Here is a 17,082-nt window from a genome sequence, read left to right on the forward strand (position 1 = left end):
CGGCCGTCTCGGAAAACGGGCGGAACCGTGACGGAGTTCGCGTCAAAGCGATGTGTGCTGCCGTGCAGCATCGCCCGCACCGGCGTCCTCGACGCCGTGCGGTCCGCCGCGCTTGCCGCCCCTTGCGTGCGGCCGCTACAGTCGATCCGCACTCCCGCCCGCGGCGGGAGCCAGGGACTGCCACTCATGGACGATCGACATCACCTGCGGCCGACGCCACGTCGGCGTGCCCGCGCGCTCACGATCGCCCTGCTGGCGGCGCTCACCACGACGACGGGATGCCAGGGCGTGACCGCGAAGACAGACGACGGACGGACGATCCGGCCGGACAACACGGTGGCGGACTGGCCGCTGAAGTTCGTGCAGCACAGTTTCGGGGCGGCCTGCTACTCCACTTACGGCTGCCACATCACCTACGCCGGGCATCTGGTGAAGGACGATCCGGATGACAGGTTGAAGCGTTCGTCTGCGTCGCTGGGTGACAAATATCCGAAGAACCTCGGCGGCGGCTGGCTCGGGATCTTCAACTTCCCGCCGCCGGCGCAGGTCCGCTGGCGTTCCCAGGACGGGGTGGCGCACGAAGCGGAGGTCGACATGGCGGCGGTCTTCCCGGACCAGCTGATCCGGCACGAGGTGCCGCGCGAGGACGTCCGCGAGGGCGTGTCGATCGGCAATCCGGAGATCGTGCTCGAGGTCAACGACCGCACGATCAACGTCTGGATGCGTTCCTTGATTCCCACGAAGTCGCTGCAGAAGCCGGGCAATCCCCACAGCGGCTTCAGGTACGAACCGGTCCTGGTCTGGAGCCGGACCTACTGATCCACAACGACAGGGACTGTCGACATGGGCGGAGAGAACCATCCCGATGGCGTGTCCACGGTTTCCGCGACAGCGGAGGACCTGGAGACGTATGCGCGCGCGAGTCGCGAGCTGGGGGCGTTCCAGTCGCCCGCGCTGGTCGGCGCTGCGCGGCCGAACGAAAGGCTCTACCTCGCCGCCTTCGACGGCACCGGCAACAGCATGCTGCGCGACGCGCCGGAGAAGCACACGAACGTCGCCCGCATCTATAGGCAGGTTTACGACCTGCGCGACGAAGGCATCGACACCATCCGCGGCGGCTATGTCGAAGGCGTCGGCACGCAAGGCGGGTGGTCGGGCAGGTGGGACCAGATGACCGGCCACACCTACGACGCGCGCCTGGAAGAGATGTACCTCCAGTTCGCCACCCAGGCGGCCGAATGGATCGCGGAGAACCCGGACGCCGACATCCGCCTCGCCACCATCGGCTTCAGCCGCGGCGGCGAGCAGGCCGCCGGATTCACCCGCCTGGTCGAGGAGCGCGGCATCCAGAGCCCGCTAGGCGCGGTGATCGAGCGCGACCGCCACGGCCTCATCACCAGCGCCACCTATCCCGGCCCACCGCTGCGCGCGCCCGGCAGCGTGGTGCAGGCGGTTGGCCTGTTCGACCCCGTCGGCACCGGGGAACCGCGCGACCACGACCGCCGGCTGCCGCCCTCGGTGGTCTCGGGCTTCCAGATCACCGCCGACGACGAGATCCGCAATCTCTTCCTGCTCACCCACATCCTCGATCCCGGGGCGACCGCCGACGGCCGCTTCCTCAGCGTCCGCGTCGCCGGCGCCCACAGCGACATCGGCAGCGGCTATGCGCTCGACGGGCTGGGCATCCGCAGCGGCAACCTGATGATCGACTACCTCAATTCGCTCAGCGAGCAGCCCTTCCTGCAGAAGGCCGAGGAGCCGACGGACCCACGACGCAACGTGATCCACCGCTCCGAGGAACACCTCTTCATCTACCGCACCTCGATCCACGACCGCACCGGCGAACGTGGCCATGTGGACCTGCTCGCCCCGCCGGCGCTGTGCCGGATCGACTGCCGCGACGCGGAGCCGCGCAACGAAGCGATGGCGGCAGGGCTGACGTGGCGGCCGGTGGAGATCGGTCCCGTGCCGCCCGGCATCGCGGCGCAGATCGAGGCGCTCCCCCATGTGTCGATGGTCGGCCGCCTGCTCGAGGCGGCGCGCGAGGGCGACATCGCGAAGGTCGAGCGGCTCACCCTCGACCATGCCGCAAGTGCGGAAGGCCAGGCCTGGCTGCAGCGCGGCCAGGCGCAGTTGCAGGAGGCCGAGCGCGCGGCGCCTCCGCCGATACCGCCGCGGGAGGCGTCGGCACCGCCGCCTATGGTGCATTGAGTCCGGCAGGCCGGCGTGCGGGCACGAAAAAGCCGGCGCGAGGCCGGCTTCGTCGTCGAATCTTGGTCGGGGAGACAGGATTTGAACCTGCGACTTCTACGTCCCGAACGTAGCGCTCTACCAGGCTGAGCTACACCCCGATTCGTGAGCCGCGCATGATACGCGGGCAGGGCCATTCCCGGCAAGCATCCCGTGCGCGATCGGCGGCGCGCGCTCAGACCCCCGGCGCATGGCGGGTCGAGCCGCCGGTGCGGCTGTCGAACACCGCGCACAGGCTGCGCACCAGCGGCCGCCCGCGCGGCGTGGCCCCGACCCAGTCGCCGCTGCGCCAGGCGAGTCCATCCGCGATCAACTGGTCGAGCATCGCCGGATCCACCACCAGCTCGTCGGCGCTGCGTCCGGCCGCGGCCGCCAGTGCGCCTAGCGGCGCGCTGAAGTCGCACATCAGGCGTTCGATCAGCGTGCGCCGCAGGCGGTCGTCGTCGTCGAGCGCGTGCCCGCGGGCGACCGGCAGCCGCCCGTGCTCCAGGGCCTCGCGCCAGAGCGGGGTGGCCGCCACGTTCTGCGCATAGCCCTGGGCGAACTGGCCGATCGCCGAGGCGCCGAGCCCGATCAGCGTCGCGGCCCGGTCGCTGCTGTAGCCCTGGAAGTTGCGCGCCAGCGGCTGCGTCGCCAGCGCGTCGCCCGGCAGGGCGTAGTGGTCCATCCCGACGGCCAGGTAGCCGGCGTCGAGAAGGTCGGCATGCGCCGCCTCGCGCAGGCGATGGCGCAGGAGGGTGTCCGGGAGGCGGTCGGCCGGGATCAGGCGCTGGTGGCGCTGGCGCTGCGGAAGATGCGCATAGCCGTACACCGCGATCCGCTCCGGCCGCAGCGCCGCGGCCAGCGCCACCGTGCGGCGGATGCTCGTCTCGGTCTGCCCCGGCAGGCCATGGATCAGGTCGAAGTTGATGCCGGCGATGCCGGCGTCGCGCAGCCAGCGCACCGCCTGCTCGACCAGGGCATAGGGCTGCTCGCGATGGATCAGCGCCTGCACCTCGGGGTCGAAGTCCTGGATACCGAGGCTGATCCGGGTAAAGCCGGCGATGCCGAGCGCCAGCGCGAACTCCGCGGTCAGCGAGCGCGGATCGATCTCCATCGCCAGCTCGGCGTCGGCGCGCACATCGAAGCGGCCGGCGAGGCGGCCGAGCACGCGCCCGAGTTCGGTCTGCGACATCAGGTTGGGCGTACCGCCGCCGAAGTGGATCGCGCTCACCGGCTGGCGGCGGCCGAGGCGCTCGGCGACCAGGTCGATCTCGCGCAGCAGCAGGTCGACATAGGCCGACACCCGCTCGCGGTGGTGGCGGGTGGCCTGGGTGCGGCAGCCGCAGTACCAGCACAGCGCGGCGCAGTAGGGCACGTGCAGGTAGAGCGAGATCGCCTCGCCGGGGGGCACCGCGGCCAGCCAGCGGGCGTAGGTCGCCTCGTGGAGCGCGCTGAACTGCGCCGCGGTGGGGTAGCTCGTGTAGCGCGGCACCGGCCGCGCGTAGCGGGCCAGCAGGGTGGGCGGCAGGGCGATGCCGGCGTCGCTCGCCACGTCCTCAGCGATCGCGGCCATGGTCCTGCTGCTCGCGCATTTCGAACCACATCCCGTTGAGGATGGCGAAGGTGGCGGCGAGGCCGACACCGAGGATCCAGGCGAAATACCACATGGTCGATGTTCTCCATGGCGGGGGAAGCCGGCGCCCGCCGTCGCCGGGGGTCAATAGGCGTTGGGGTTGTCGCCGAGTGCGCCGTGGGTGACCTTGCCGCGCATCACCCGATAGACCCAGGCGGTGTAGGCGAGGATCAGCGGCAGGAACACCACCGTCGCCACCAGCATCACCAGCAGGGTCATCTGGCTGCTCGAGGCGTCCCACAGGGTCAGGCTGGAGGTCGCGTCCAGCGACGAGGGCAGCAGGAACGGAAAGGTCGCGAAGCCCACGCTCAGGATGATTCCGGCGATCGCCGCGGCCGAGGCGCAGAAGGCCAGCCCGCCGCGGCGGCCGGCCAGGGCCAGCGCGCTGCCGACCAGGCCGAGCAGCCCCAGCGCGGGCGCCGCGGCCATCCACGGATGCGCCGCGAAGTTGGCCAGCCAGGCGCCCTCGGCCGTGGTCACGCTCTTGGCGAGGGGGTTGGACGCGGCGTCCGGGACCAGCGCCGATACGATGCGGAAGCCGTCGACCACGGTCATCAGGCACAGGCCGCCCAGCGCGAACAGGGCCGCGCCGGCGAGCGCGGCGAGCGAGCCGTAGCGCGCGGCGCGCACGGCCACCGGGCCGTCGGTCTTCATCACCAGCATCGCCGCGCCGTGGGCCACCAGCATGGCCACGCTGGTGAGCCCGGCCAGCAGGGCGAACGGGGTCAGCAGGCCGAACAGGTTGCCCTCGTAGAACGGGCGCAGCGTCGCGTCGAAGCGGAACGGCACGCCCAGCAGCACGTTGCCCATCGCCACGCCGAACACCAGCGCCGGCACCGCGCCGCCGACGAACAGGCCCCAGTCCCAGGCCGCGCGCCAGCGCGGATCGGCGACCTTGCCGCGGAACTTGAAGCCCACCGGGCGCAGGATCAGGGCGAACAGGATCAGGAACATCGCCAGGTAGAAGCCGGAGAAGCTGACCGCGTAGAGCGGCGGGAAGGCGGCGAAGATCGCGCCGCCGCCCAGGATCAGCCACACCTGGTTGCCCTCCCACACCGGGCCGATGGTGTTGACCACCACCCGGCGCTCGGCGTCGCTGCGGGCGACGAAGGGCAGCAGCGCGCCGACGCCCAGGTCGAAGCCGTCCATGATCGCGAAGCCGATCAGCAGCACGCCCAGCAGCAGCCACCACACCAGGCGCAGGGTGGGGTAGTCGAGGATCATGAGGTCCATGGCGGTCTCCCGGGACGTCAGGCGGTGGCGGGGGCGCGGTCGAGTGCGACGTCGACGGCGGCAGGCGCGTCGGGGCGCAGCCCGGGCAGCAGCGCCTCGGGGCCGTTGCGGATCGCGCGCAGCAGCAGGAACACCTCGACCACGGCCAGGCCGGTGTAGATCACGACGAAGCCCACGAGGCTGATCAGGATGTCGTGCAGCTGCAGGCCCGAGGCCGCGTAGAAGGTCGGCAGCACGCCCTCGATGCTCCAGGGCTGGCGGCCGTACTCGGCGACGAACCAGCCGCATTCCGAGGCGATCCACGGCAGCGGCAGGCTCGCGGCCGCCGCCCACAGGAACCAGCGCTTCGACTCCAGCCGCCCGCGGGTCGCCAGCCAGAACGCGGTGGCGAAGAAGGCGATCAGGTAGAAGCCGATCGCGGCCATGGCCCGGAAGCTCCAGAACAGCGGCGCCACGCGCGGCACGGTGTCGAAGGCGGCCGCGGCGATCTGCTCCGGCGTCGCGTTGCCGATGTCCTCGCGGTAGCGCTTGAGCAGCAGCGCGTGGCCGAGGTCCTGCCAGTGCGCGTCGAACGCGGCCCGCGCCCCGGCGTCGCCGCGGTCGGCCTGCAGCCGCTCGAGCGCCGCGTAGGCCTCGAGCCCGGTCTCGATGCGCATGGCGGCGCGGTCGACCAGCTCGAGGATGCCGGGCAGCTCGCCGTCGAGCGAGCGGGTGGCGATCAGGCCGAGCAGGAACGGCACCTTGACCTCGTAGTGGTTGACGTGGCCGTCCTGGTCGGGAACGCCGAAGACGGTGAAGCCGGCCGGCGCGTGCTCGCTCTCCCACATCGACTCGATCGCGGCGAGCTTCATCTTCTGGTGCTCGGTGGCGGCGTAGCCGCTCTCGTCGCCGAGCACCACGACGCTCAGCGCCGAGGCCAGGCCGAAGCTCGCCGCGACCGCCATCGAGCGGCGGGCGAGGTCGCGGTGGCGGCCGCGCAGCAGGTACACCGCGCTGATCGCCATCACGAACACCGCGCCGGTGACGTAGCCCGCGCTGACGGTGTGCACGAACTTGGCCTGCGCCACCGGGTTCAGGATGACCGCGGCGAAATCGACGATCTCCATGCGCATGGTGTCGGGGTTGAACACCGCGCCGGTCGGGTTCTGCATCCAGCCGTTGGCGATCAGGATCCACAGCGCGGAGAAGTTCGCGCCCAGCGCCACCAGCCAGGTCACCATCAGGTGCTTGACCTTCGACAGCCGGTTCCAGCCGAAGAAGAACAGGCCGATGAAGGTCGCCTCCAGGAAGAAGGCCATCAGCCCCTCGATCGCCAGCGGCGCGCCGAAGATGTCGCCGACGTAGTGGCTGTAGTAGGCCCAGTTCATCCCGAACTGGAACTCCATGACGATGCCGGTCGCTACGCCCATGGCGAAATTGATGCCGAACAGCACGCCCCAGAAGAAGGTCATGCGGCGCCAGACCTCGCGCCCGGTCATGACGTAGACGCTCTCCATGATCGCGACCAGGAACGACAGGCCCAGGGTCAGCGGCACGAAGAGGAAGTGGTACATCGCGGTCAGCGCGAACTGCAGCCGCGAGAGTTCGACGACGGTGGTGTCGATCATGGCAGTGCCCCGATGGACGGGAGGAAGGTGCGCTGCGCATGTTCCGCGGCGGGGCCCGCGCGGGCATTGATCTCGATCAAGGCCGCCCGGGGGCGCGGCCGCCACGATGCGTCCGCCGCGACGCGTTGCCGCGGCGGGCGCCGTCCCGCGATGACCCCACCTACAATGCCGGCCTCGCACGGCGCCGCCGTTTCCTGCCGATGACCGAACCCGAACCCAACCCCGCCACCGACGCCGACGCGCGCCGGCGCCGCCAGCAGTGGCTGGATGCGCTGGGCCGCGGCGAGCGCGGGCGCCTGCGGCTGGCGGCGGGCGCGGCCACGCTCTCCGGCTGGCTGCTGGTGGGGCAGGCGGCGGCCATCGCCGTCGCGGTGCAGGCGGTCGTCGTCGAGGGCCGCGCGCCGGAGGCGCTGCTGCCGGCGTTCGCGGCGCTCGCGGTCGTGCTGCTCGCGCGTGCGGCGCTGGGCTGGCTGGCGCAGGAAGCGGCGGGCTCGGCCTCCGAGCGCATCCGTCTGCGCCTGCGCGGCCAGGTCTACCGGCATCTGCTGCGGGCCGGGCCGCTGTGGCTGCGGCGCCGGCGCGGCGGCGAACTCGCCGAGCTGATGCTGACCCACACCGACGCGCTCGACGCCTACTACGCCGGCTACCTGCCGGTGCGGACCGAGGTGGTCGCGGTGCCGCTGGGCATCCTCGCCGCGGTGTTCTTCGCCGACTGGATCGTCGGCCTGGTGCTGCTGGTGACCGCGCCCCTGGTGCCGCTGTTCATGATGCTGGTCGGCTGGGGCGCGGAGGCCGCCGGCCGCGAGCAGCTCGACGAGCTCGGGCGGATGAGCGGCCACTTCGCCGACCGCCTCAAGGGCCTGGGCCTGATCCGGGTCTACGGCCGCGCCCGCGAGGAGCTCGCCGGCATCGCCACCGCAGTGGAGGGCCTGCGCGTACGCACGCTGAAGGTGCTGCGCATCGCCTTCCTGTCCTCGGCGGTGCTGGAGTTCTTCGCCTCGGTCAGCGTGGCGGTGGTCGCGCTCTATTTCGGCCTCGGCTACCTCGACCTCGTCCACCTGCGCGATGCCGTCCCCACGCTCGGCACCGGCGTGTTCTGCCTGCTGCTCGCGCCGGAGTTCTTCGCGCCGCTGCGCCGGCTCGCCGCGCACTACCACGACCGCGCCGGCGCCCTGGCCGCCGCCGCCGCCCTCGAGGCGCGGCTGGGCGGGCTGCCCGATCCGGACGCCACCGCCGCGCCGGTGGCGGGCGCAGGCCCGCGCGGCGAGGCCCCGGCGGTGGTCGCCGAGGCGCTGTGCCTGCGTCCGCAGGGCGCGAGGCGGCCGGTGCTCGAGGGCCTCGACTTCGTGCTGCCCGCCGGCGGCCGCCTGGCCCTGATCGGCCCGAGCGGCTGCGGCAAGAGCACCCTGCTGGACGCGCTGGCGGGCTGGCTGCCGGCCGAGGGCGGGCGCCTGGTGCTGCCGGTGCAGGCGCGCGTGGGCCACGCCGGCCAGCGGCCCTATCTCTTTCCCGGCAGCATCGCCGACAACCTGCGCCTGGCGCGCCCGCAGGCGACGCGCGCGGAGCTCGAGGCGGCCGCCGAGGCGGCGCAGGTGATGCGCTTCGCCGCGCGCCTGCCGCAGGGCCTGGACACCGTCATCGGCGAGCGCGGCTTCGGCCTGTCCGGCGGCGAGGCGCGGCGGGTCGGGCTGGCGCGGATCTTCCTGCGCGACCCGGCGCTGGTGCTGCTCGACGAGCCGACCGCCTTCCTCGACCCCGCCACCGAGGCCGACCTGCTCGACGCGCTGGCGCGGTTCCTGCGCGGGCGCACCCTGGTCATGGCCACCCACAGCGCGGCCGCTACGCGGCTGGCCGACTGCGTGCTGCGCCTGCCGGAGGGACGCCTGCTGTGCGACGCGCCGGCCGTCGCCGACGACCTGGAGACGGCGCGATGAGTCGCGTCGATCACGCACGTGGCGAGGGCATCCGGCGGATCTTCGCGGCGCACGGCTGGCGGATCCTGGCCACCGTCTGCCTGCTGCTGGCGACGATGCTGGCCGGCGTCGGCCTGCTCGGCCTGTCGGGCGGCTTCCTCACCGCCGCGGCGCTGGCCGGCGGGCTCGCCGGCGGCTTCAACTTCTTCGCGCCGTCGGCCGGCATCCGTGCGCTGACCTTCGCGCGGATCCTCTCGCGCTACGGCGAGAAGCTCCTCGGCCACGACGCCACGCTGCGGATCGCGCGCGACCTCAGGCTGTGGTTCTTCCGCCGCGCGCTGCCGCTGGCGCCGGGACGGCTCGGCGCGCTGCGCACCGGCGACCTGCTGGCGCGGCTGGTCTCCGACATCGAGGCGGTCGACGGCCTGCTGGTGCGCGCGCTCGGACCGTTGCTGGCGCTGCTGGCGCTCGGCGCGCTGGCCATCGTCGCCGTGGCCCTGGTGCATCCGCCCGCCGCGGTCCTGCTGCTGGCGCTGGCGGTGGCGATCGGCGCGGGCGTGCCGCTGCTGGTCGCCGTCGGCAGGCAGCGGGTCGAGCGCGACCGTGCGGCGGCACGCGCGGCGCTGCGCACGCTCGCCTTCGAGGGGCTGGAGGGCGCGGTGGATCTCGCTGCGCTCGATGCCGGCCCGGCCTGGGCCGCGCGCGTTGACGCCGCGGCGGCCGAGGTCGCCGCGCTGGAGCGCCAGCGTCGCCGCCGGCTCGCCGGCGGCAGCCTGCTGCACGGCCTGATCGGTGCCGCGGGGCTGGTCGCGATGCTGTGGCTGGTGCTGCGCGCCAGCGCCGATGGAAGCCTGGGCGCGGCGGCCGCGGCCGCGCTGTTCTTCGCGACGGTGGCCCTGCTCGAGGTCGCAGCCGGCGCCGGTCTCGCCTGGCAGGCGCTGGGCGCGGGCCTGGCCTCGCTGCGGCGGGTGCGCGACATCGCCGGGCGGGCGCCGACCGTTGCCGACCCGGCGACGCCGGTCCCGGTGCCCGAGTTCGGGACGCTGGCGTTCGAGGACGTGCGCTTCGCGTGGCCCGGGGCGGCGCGGCCGGTGCTCGACGGCGTGTCGTTCGTGCTGCGGCCCGGCGAGCGCATCGCCATCGGCGGCGACAGCGGCGCCGGAAAGTCGACCTTCTCCAGCCTGCTCCTGCGCCTGTGGGATCCGCAGGCCGGGCGCGTCCGCTACGGCGGCGTCGACCTGCGCGACGTCGCCCAGGACGCCTGGCACGCGCGCATCGCCTGGCTGCCGCAGAACGCGCCGGTGTTCGCCGGCAGCGTGCGCGAGAACCTCGCGCTCGGCGCGCCCGATGCGGACGATGCGCGGATGTGGCGGGCGCTCGCGGCGGTGCGCCTGGACCGCGCGGTCGAGGCGCTGGGCGGCCTCGACGCCTGGGTCGGCGAGAACGGCGCCACGCTGTCGGCGGGGCAGGGGCGCCGCCTCGCCCTGGCGCGCGCGCTCCTGCGCGAGGCGCCGATCCTGCTGCTCGACGAACCGACCGAGGGCCTCGACCAGGACACCGCGCATGCGCTGCTGCACGACCTGGTCGCCGCCCTCGACGGCCGCAGCCTGGTGATGATCACCCACGACCTCCTGCCGCCCGGCATCGTCGAGCGCCGCTACCGCCTGCAGGACGGCCGCCTCCACGAGCCCCCCCACCCCCAGGAGCGACCGCCCGCGACGCCCCCGTAGGAGCGGCTTCAGCCGCGACCAACGCTGCCGGTGACCCCAGGCCCGTCGGGGCTGAAGCCCCTCCCACAAGGCAGAGGCCCATGCCTTCGTAGGAGCGGCTTCAGCCGCGACCGCCACTTCCCCGAAGATGCAGCCCATACCGCGCTGAAGCCCTCCCGCAGGAACGCCATGCCGCTTCTGTGGGAGGGGCTTCAGCCCCGACGTGGCGCGCAGTCGGGGCTGAAGCCCCTCCCACACGCGGCTGAAGCCGCTCCTACAAGGCAAGGCACCGAGCTCCCCGTAGGAGCGGCTTCAGCCGCGACCGCCACTTCCCCGAAGATGCAGCCCATACCGCGCTGAAAGCCCTCCCACATGCGGCTGGAGCCGCTCCTGCGACGGCGCAGGCCACCTGCCACCCGCCCACGCCAACGCCAACGCCCCCGGCGCACACCGTTGCAGCGCGGACCTGCGCAGAAGACCTCCGCTTCGGCGTAAAATGCCGGGCTTTCTTCTTGGAGCCGCCCATGCTGCGCATCCTGGCCGAAGCACTGACCTACGACGACGTCTCGCTGGTCCCGGCGCATTCCAAGGTCCTGCCGAAGGACGTTCGCCTCGCGGCGCGCCTCACCAAGGGCATCACGCTGAACCTGCCGATCGTCTCCGCGGCGATGGACACGGTCACCGAGGGCCGCCTCGCCGTCACCATGGCCCAGCTCGGCGGCATCGGCATCGTCCACAAGAACATGTCGCTCAAGCGCCAGGCCGAGGAGGTCCGCCAGGTCAAGACCTTCGAGGCCGGCGTCATCCGCGAGCCCTTCACCGTCGGCCCGGACGCCACCATCGGCGAGGTCCTCAGGCTGACCCGCGCGCGCAACATCTCCGGCGTGCCGGTGGTCGACGGCGAGCAGCTGGTCGGCATCGTCACCGGGCGCGACATGCGCTTCGAGAAGAAGCTCGACGACCCGGTCCGCCACATCATGACCCGCAAGGACAAGCTGGTCACGGTGGGCGAGGGCGCCAGCGACGAGGAAGTGCTCGCGCTGATGCACCAGCACCGCATCGAGAAGGTGCTGGTGGTCAACGACGCCTTCCAGCTGCGCGGCCTGATCACCGTCAAGGACGTGCAGAAGGCGCGCGACAACCCGCATTCGGCCAAGGACGCGCACGAGCGCCTGCGCGTGGGCGCGGCGGTCGGCGTCGGCGGCGACACCGAGGCGCGCATCGAGGCGCTGGTCGCCGCGGGCGTGGACGTGGTCGTGGTCGACACCGCGCATGGCCATTCGCAGGGCGTGCTCGACCGCGTCGCCTGGGTCAAGAAGACCTTCCCCGAGCTGCAGGTCATCGGCGGCAACATCGTCACCGGCGACGCCGCGCTGGCGCTGATGGACGCCGGTGCCGACGCGGTCAAGGTCGGCGTCGGCCCGGGTTCGATCTGCACCACGCGCGTGGTCGCGGGCGTCGGCGTACCGCAGGTCACCGCGATCGACATGGTGGCCAGCGCGCTGAAGGACCAGATCCCGCTGATCGCCGACGGCGGCATCCGCTATTCCGGCGACATCGCCAAGGCGCTGGCTGCCGGCGCGTCCACCATCATGATCGGCGGCCTGTTCGCCGGCACCGAGGAGGCGCCGGGCGAGGTCGAGCTGTTCCAGGGCCGCAGCTACAAGAGCTACCGCGGCATGGGCAGCCTCGGCGCGATGGAGAAGGGCAGCTCCGACCGCTACTTCCAGGACGCCTCCGACGCCGACAAGCTGGTGCCGGAAGGCATCGAGGGCCGGGTGCCGTACCGCGGCTCGCTGCGCGGCATCGTCCACCAGCTCGCCGGCGGCCTGCGCGCGGCGATGGGCTACGTCGGCGCCGCCAGCGTCGAGGAGATGCGGACCAAGCCCGAGTTCGTGAAGATCACCGGCGCCGGCGCCCGCGAGAGCCACGTCCACGACGTGCAGATCACCAAGGAACCGCCGAACTACCAGGTGCGCTGAGCGCGCGGGCAGGGGGCGCCGCGATGCACGCACCGACCGCATCCACCACGCCGGCGCCACGCGCGCCGGTCGTGGCATGGTCGGCGCTGGCGGCGATCCTCGCCCTCGGCGTCGCGGCACCCGCCGTCGCGACCGATGGCGGCGAGGCGTCCGCGCCCGCCTATCGCGCGCTGCCGGCGGGCGAGGTCGCCGCCGCGCACGCGCCCGGCCGCTTCGACGCCTGCGGCATCCGCTTCGACCTCGCGCCGGACCAGTTTCCCGACGCGCAGGGCGACGATTTCGTCCTGTTCGACCAGGTCGACGACGGCGAGGTCGGCGCGGTGCTCACCTGCCTGGCGTCGCCGCCCGCCGACCCCGATGCCGCGCTGCGCGCCTACACGCAGGCGCTGGCCGGCAGCGATACGGCCACCGAAACAACGCTCGACACCCACGGCGGCCGCTATCGCGGCCTGCGCCGTCGCGCCACGCCCGACGCCGGCCAGCCCTACGAGGTCGACGCCTGGTATCTCCCCAGCACCAGTGGCGGCGCCATGCTGATGCTGTTCACCACGCCCGGCCCGGTGCACGTGGCCGCGCGCGACGCCTTCCGCGCCCGGCTCGAGCGCACGCTGGCCACGGACGCCGCACCGTGAGCCCCTCGTTTCGGGCCCGCATCCGCAGGCGCCGGGCCAGCGCGCCGCTACTGGCGTCGCTGGCGCTGGCCGCCTGCGCGCCGGCCGGCTCCGCGCCGGTCGGCTCCGCACCCGCGATACCGCCGACGCCGGACGACGGGACCTCGGCCGCGGCCGCCATCGTCGTGGAGAACCGGTTCGAGACCTGCGGCGCGCGGTTCGATCTGCCTGCGGACTGGACACCGCGGCCCGCCGCCGGGGGCCGCTGGCTGCTCGCCGGCAGCGACGAGGGCAGCGGGTTCCGCGTGGCCGTTCGCTGCGTGGACGCCTCGCCGGCGACCGGCACCCATGAGCTTCCGGAGGTCGCTGCCGAACTGCGCGAGGTCGAGGGCAGGGACGTCATGCTCGAGTACGTCGCCGTCCTCGACGCCACCGCATCGCGCCCGGGCATGATCGCCCTGCGCCAGTCCGGCGCGGACGACGGCGTGGTGAGCGAAGTGGCGCGCTGGCACGACGAGCTGGGCAACGCCCCCGGGAGCGGCAGGCAGCCCTATCCCGACGGCCTGCTCTCGATCCGCTGGAACAGCGGCGATCCCACGCAGGTCGCGCAGCGCGACGCCTTCCTCGCCACGCTCGCCGCCAGCTTCACCCTGCCGCCGGCGCAGGACGACCAGGGCCTGGCCCCGTGAGCGCGCCCCGGCAACGTTCCGTCCAGGTCGCGGCTGAAGCCGTTCCCACAACGGCGCACGCCGCTTTTGGCTCCTTCCCCCGCCTGCGGGGAAAGGCTGGGATGGGGGCGACGCGCGCAGCGCGGGCTCCTGTAGGAGGGGCTTCAGCCCCGACAGCCCTCCACCCCGGACGCCCGCCGATCGCGGCTGAAGCCGCTCCTACAAACGCGCACGCCGCTTTTGGCTCCTTCCCCCGCCTGCGGGGGAAGGCTGGGATGGGGGCGACGCGCGCAGCGCGGGCTCCTGTAGGAGGGGCTTCAGCCCCGACAGCCTTCCACCCCGAACACCCGCCGATCGCGGCTGAAGCCGCTCCTACAAGAGCTCGCTCCGCTTTCGCCCCTTCCCCCCTTGCGGGGGAAGGCTGGGATGGGGGGAGGCGCGCAGCGCACCTCCCGCGATCCGCGTGACCACCGCGACCCACACCTGAAACACCGCCCGGCACACCCCACACACCACCACCGACCCCACCCATGACCGACCTGCATTCCGACAAGATCCTCATCCTCGACTTCGGCGCGCAGTACACGCAGCTGATCGCCCGCCGCATCCGCGAGCTCGGGGTGTACTGCGAGATCTGGGCGTGGGACCACGATCCCGAGGAGATCGCGAAGTTCGCCCCGCGCGGCATCGTCCTCTCCGGCGGCCCGGAATCCACCACCGAGCACGGCGCGCCGCAGGCCCCGCAGCAGGTGTTCGATTCCGGCCTGCCGATCCTCGGCATCTGCTACGGCATGCAGACGCTCGCCAAGCAGCTCGGCGGCGACACCGAATCCGCCGACGCCCGCGAGTACGGCCACGCCGAGGTCGAGCTCGTCGCCCAAGACCGCCTGTTCGAGGGCCTGAAGGACCACCCCGGCTCGCCGCCGCGCCTGGACGTGTGGATGAGCCACGGCGACCACGTCACCAAGGCACCGCCCGGCTTCACCGTCACCGCTCGCACCGACCGCGTGCCGATCGCCGCCATGGCCGACGACGCCCGCCGCTGGTACGGCGTGCAGTTCCATCCCGAGGTCACGCATACGAAGCAGGGCCAGGCGCTGCTGCGCCGCTTCATCGTCGACATCTGCGGCTGCCAGACCCTGTGGACCGCCGACAAGATCATCGAGGACCAGGTCCGCCAGGTGCGCGAGAAGGTCGGCGGCGACCACGTCCTGCTCGGCCTCTCCGGCGGCGTGGATTCCTCCGTCGTCGCCGCGCTCCTGCACCAGGCCATCGGCGACCAGCTCACCTGCGTGTTCGTCGATACCGGCCTGCTGCGCTGGAAGGAGGGCGACCAGGTCATGGCGACCTTCGCCGAGCACCTGGGCGTCACCGTCATCCGCGTCGACGCGCGCGAGCGCTTCTTCACCGCGCTCGCCGGCGAGGCCGACCCCGAGGCCAAGCGCAAGATCATCGGCCGCCTGTTCGTGGAGATCTTCGACGAGGAGGCCGGCAAGCTCGCCACCGGCGAGGCCGGCCCGCAGGTGAAGTGGCTGGCCCAGGGCACCATCTACCCGGACGTGATCGAATCCGCCGGCAGCAAGACCGGCAAGGCCCACGTCATCAAGAGCCACCACAACGTCGGCGGCCTGCCGGAGCACATGAAGCTCGGCCTGGTCGAGCCGCTGCGCGAGCTGTTCAAGGACGAGGTGCGCCGCGTCGGCGTCGAGCTCGGCCTGCCGCCGGCCATGGTCTACCGCCACCCGTTCCCGGGCCCCGGCCTGGGCGTGCGCATCCTCGGCGAGGTGAAACCCGAATACGCCGACCTGCTGGCCAAGGCCGACGACATCTTCATCAACGAGCTGCGCACCGCCGGCCTGTACGACAAGGTGAGCCAGGCGTTCGCAGTGTTCCTGCCGGTGAAGTCCGTCGGCGTCGTCGGCGACGCCCGCGCCTACGAGTGGGTGATCGCCCTGCGCGCGGTGGAGACCGTCGACTTCATGACCGCCCACTGGGCGCACCTGCCGTACGAGTTCCTCGGCCGGGTGTCGAACCGCATCATCAACGAACTGCGCGGCGTGTCGCGGGTGGTCTACGACATCTCGGGGAAGCCGCCGGCGACGATTGAGTGGGAGTAGGGGGAACGCGCTTGGCGCCACGCCAGGGGGAGGCGGTATTCGCTGTTCGCGAATCGCGAACGGCATGCGGGGCGAGCATGCGGGGCGTTCGGATCCCTTGCGGCGTGACGCCTCCCGCTTTAGTGGAGCGGTAGCGTGCCGGGCCTTGTCCAACCGGAGGCCAAAGCACGTTCGCAACAAATCGACACAACTGTCGATTTGTTTGACCGGACGGCCTCTATTCGCCATATTAGTCGAATATGGGCGGCCGATACGTCTCTGACTCAACAGTCCTCCGCCAGCTGGGCGACCGGCTCGCAGCGCTGCGCCTGGCACAGAACCTGACCCAGGCCGAGGTCGCCGAGCAGGCCGGGGTGTCCAAGCGGACCGTGGAGCGCCTCGAGGCCGGCGCCACCGCCAGCCAGCTGTCGACCTTCCTTCGCGTCTGTCGGGTGCTCGGGCTGCAGGATCGCCTCGACCAGCTGGTGCCCGAACCTACCGCGAGTCCCGTCGCCCAGCTCAGGCAACAGCGGCAGACCCGCAAACGCGCGTCCGGCCGCCAGGAGGATGCGCAGGCGCCTTCCACGACGTGGACCTGGGAGCCATGACGCTCGCAGAGGTCCAGCTGTGGGGCCGCACCATGAAGCAAGAGCTGTCTGGATCAGGGGGGTTGGAGATTTGAAGGGACTCGTCATCGATGAGCCATGGATCTCGTTGCTTTTGCGTGGCGAGAAGACCTGGGAGATGCGGTCGCGGCATACGACCATGCGCGGCCGCATCGGACTTATCAGGAAGGGCACAGGCCTGGTCGTGGGCATTGCCGATGTCGTGGACTCGATCGGCCCTTTGGATGCCATCGCGTGGCGGGCCCATCGCGCCAGGCACAGAATTCCGCTGGAGCTCGAGAAGGACGCATCGCGCTGGAACGTGGCCTGGGTGCTGGAGTCGGTGCGTGCCCTGCGCCAACCGGTTCCGTACGAACATCCGTCTGGCGCCGTCGTCTGGGTGGCCCTGTCCGACGATGTCGTCGCACGGATGGATGTCGCTCACGGCACGTCGCAAAGGTCCACGGTTGCGCCACCGACCGATCCGCAGGCGGCGAGCCTAAAGAAGCGCCCGACTCCTGCCGATACTCCGACGGAAGGCATCGACCGCCTGCGGATGGTGCCGGTCGCCCGCGATGGCAGCCGCTTCATTCCTGCGCTCCGTCGGGCTGGAGGCTTCACCATCGGGCGAAAGGGTGAGGAAGTGGTCGTGCGCGACTATCTGGATGCGCTGGCCGAACTGCGCAGGATGGATGCTCCACGCTGGCGCCGTCCCAACGCGCAGGGGAACTGGGGCATCGTGACCGGCGTGCGCTGGGAAGCCAGCGGGTGCTCGGAGCAGGACAAGAAGTAG

At 72.1% G+C, this 17,082-nt stretch carries 14 protein-coding genes and 1 tRNA gene; 10 read left to right on the forward strand and 5 right to left on the reverse strand.

The annotated features are described in order from the left end of the window. The first annotated feature begins 186 nt into the window (after positions 1-186). A complete protein-coding gene (locus tag KB893_RS00885) occupies positions 187-819 on the forward strand; it encodes a hypothetical protein (protein ID WP_211928185.1) in 633 nt (210 codons plus the stop codon). A gap of 51 nt (positions 820-870) precedes the next feature. After that, complete coding sequence (locus KB893_RS00890) at positions 871-2,211, forward strand: T6SS phospholipase effector Tle1-like catalytic domain-containing protein (RefSeq protein ID WP_213173319.1); 1,341 nt, start codon at positions 871-873, stop codon at positions 2,209-2,211. Between the two features lie 63 nt (positions 2,212-2,274). Here the strand turns inward: KB893_RS00890 and KB893_RS00895 are convergent. From KB893_RS00895 to KB893_RS00915, 5 genes are all read right to left on the reverse strand, one after another. Continuing rightward, positions 2,275-2,351: transfer RNA gene (locus KB893_RS00895), tRNA-Pro, on the reverse strand. Positions 2,352-2,425: 74 nt separating this feature from the next. Continuing rightward, entirely contained in the window at positions 2,426-3,805 is a 1,380-nt protein-coding gene (hemN, locus tag KB893_RS00900; RefSeq protein ID WP_211927518.1) for an oxygen-independent coproporphyrinogen III oxidase, read from the reverse strand. Continuing rightward, on the reverse strand, positions 3,789-3,899 hold the full coding sequence (gene cydX, locus KB893_RS00905; protein ID WP_211927517.1) for a cytochrome bd-I oxidase subunit CydX: 111 nt from the start codon (positions 3,897-3,899) through the stop codon (positions 3,789-3,791). The genes hemN and cydX overlap by 17 nt, the downstream gene beginning before the upstream one ends. 50 nt (positions 3,900-3,949) lie before the next feature. Continuing rightward, positions 3,950-5,098 (reverse strand): cytochrome d ubiquinol oxidase subunit II, encoded by a 1,149-nt coding sequence (gene cydB / locus KB893_RS00910; RefSeq protein WP_211927516.1) that lies wholly within the window; start codon positions 5,096-5,098, stop codon positions 3,950-3,952. Positions 5,099-5,115: 17 nt separating this feature from the next. Continuing rightward, positions 5,116-6,705 carry a cytochrome ubiquinol oxidase subunit I gene (locus tag KB893_RS00915; protein WP_211927515.1) on the reverse strand — a complete coding sequence of 530 codons (1,590 nt, stop codon included), beginning with the start codon at positions 6,703-6,705 and terminating at the stop codon, positions 5,116-5,118. A gap of 200 nt (positions 6,706-6,905) precedes the next feature. On the opposite strand from KB893_RS00915, the gene cydD reads away from it, so the two are divergent. The 8 genes from cydD to KB893_RS00955 all read left to right on the forward strand — a co-directional run bounded on the left by cydD (position 6,906) and on the right by KB893_RS00955 (position 17,082). Then, positions 6,906-8,639, forward strand: coding sequence for a thiol reductant ABC exporter subunit CydD (gene cydD, locus KB893_RS00920; protein ID WP_211927514.1), 1,734 nt, complete (start codon positions 6,906-6,908; stop codon positions 8,637-8,639). After that, positions 8,636-10,348 carry a thiol reductant ABC exporter subunit CydC gene (gene cydC / locus KB893_RS00925; protein ID WP_211927513.1) on the forward strand — a complete coding sequence of 571 codons (1,713 nt, stop codon included), beginning with the start codon at positions 8,636-8,638 and terminating at the stop codon, positions 10,346-10,348. Before cydD ends, cydC begins: the two co-directional genes overlap by 4 nt. A 503-nt stretch (positions 10,349-10,851) precedes the next feature. Continuing rightward, complete coding sequence (gene guaB / locus KB893_RS00930) at positions 10,852-12,309, forward strand: IMP dehydrogenase (protein WP_211927327.1); 1,458 nt, start codon at positions 10,852-10,854, stop codon at positions 12,307-12,309. 23 nt (positions 12,310-12,332) lie between these two features. Then, the gene (locus KB893_RS00935; protein WP_211927328.1) at positions 12,333-12,941 is read left to right on the forward strand and encodes a hypothetical protein; all 609 of its coding nucleotides are present in this window, start codon (positions 12,333-12,335) and stop codon (positions 12,939-12,941) included. Beyond that, a complete protein-coding gene (locus tag KB893_RS00940; RefSeq protein WP_211927329.1) occupies positions 12,938-13,609 on the forward strand; it encodes a hypothetical protein in 672 nt (223 codons plus the stop codon). The genes KB893_RS00935 and KB893_RS00940 overlap by 4 nt, the downstream gene beginning before the upstream one ends. Before the next feature lie 509 nt (positions 13,610-14,118). Continuing rightward, positions 14,119-15,705, forward strand: a complete 1,587-nt coding sequence (gene guaA, locus KB893_RS00945) for a glutamine-hydrolyzing GMP synthase (RefSeq protein WP_211927330.1) — start codon at positions 14,119-14,121, stop codon at positions 15,703-15,705. Between the two features lie 239 nt (positions 15,706-15,944). Then, the gene (locus KB893_RS00950; protein ID WP_211927331.1) at positions 15,945-16,292 is read left to right on the forward strand and encodes a helix-turn-helix transcriptional regulator; all 348 of its coding nucleotides are present in this window, start codon (positions 15,945-15,947) and stop codon (positions 16,290-16,292) included. Between the two features lie 70 nt (positions 16,293-16,362). Next, positions 16,363-17,082 (forward strand): ASCH domain-containing protein, encoded by a 720-nt coding sequence (locus KB893_RS00955; RefSeq protein WP_211927332.1) that lies wholly within the window; start codon positions 16,363-16,365, stop codon positions 17,080-17,082.

Source organism: Coralloluteibacterium stylophorae (assembly GCF_018122625.2).
GTDB classification, from domain to species: domain Bacteria; phylum Pseudomonadota; class Gammaproteobacteria; order Xanthomonadales; family Xanthomonadaceae; genus Coralloluteibacterium; species Coralloluteibacterium stylophorae.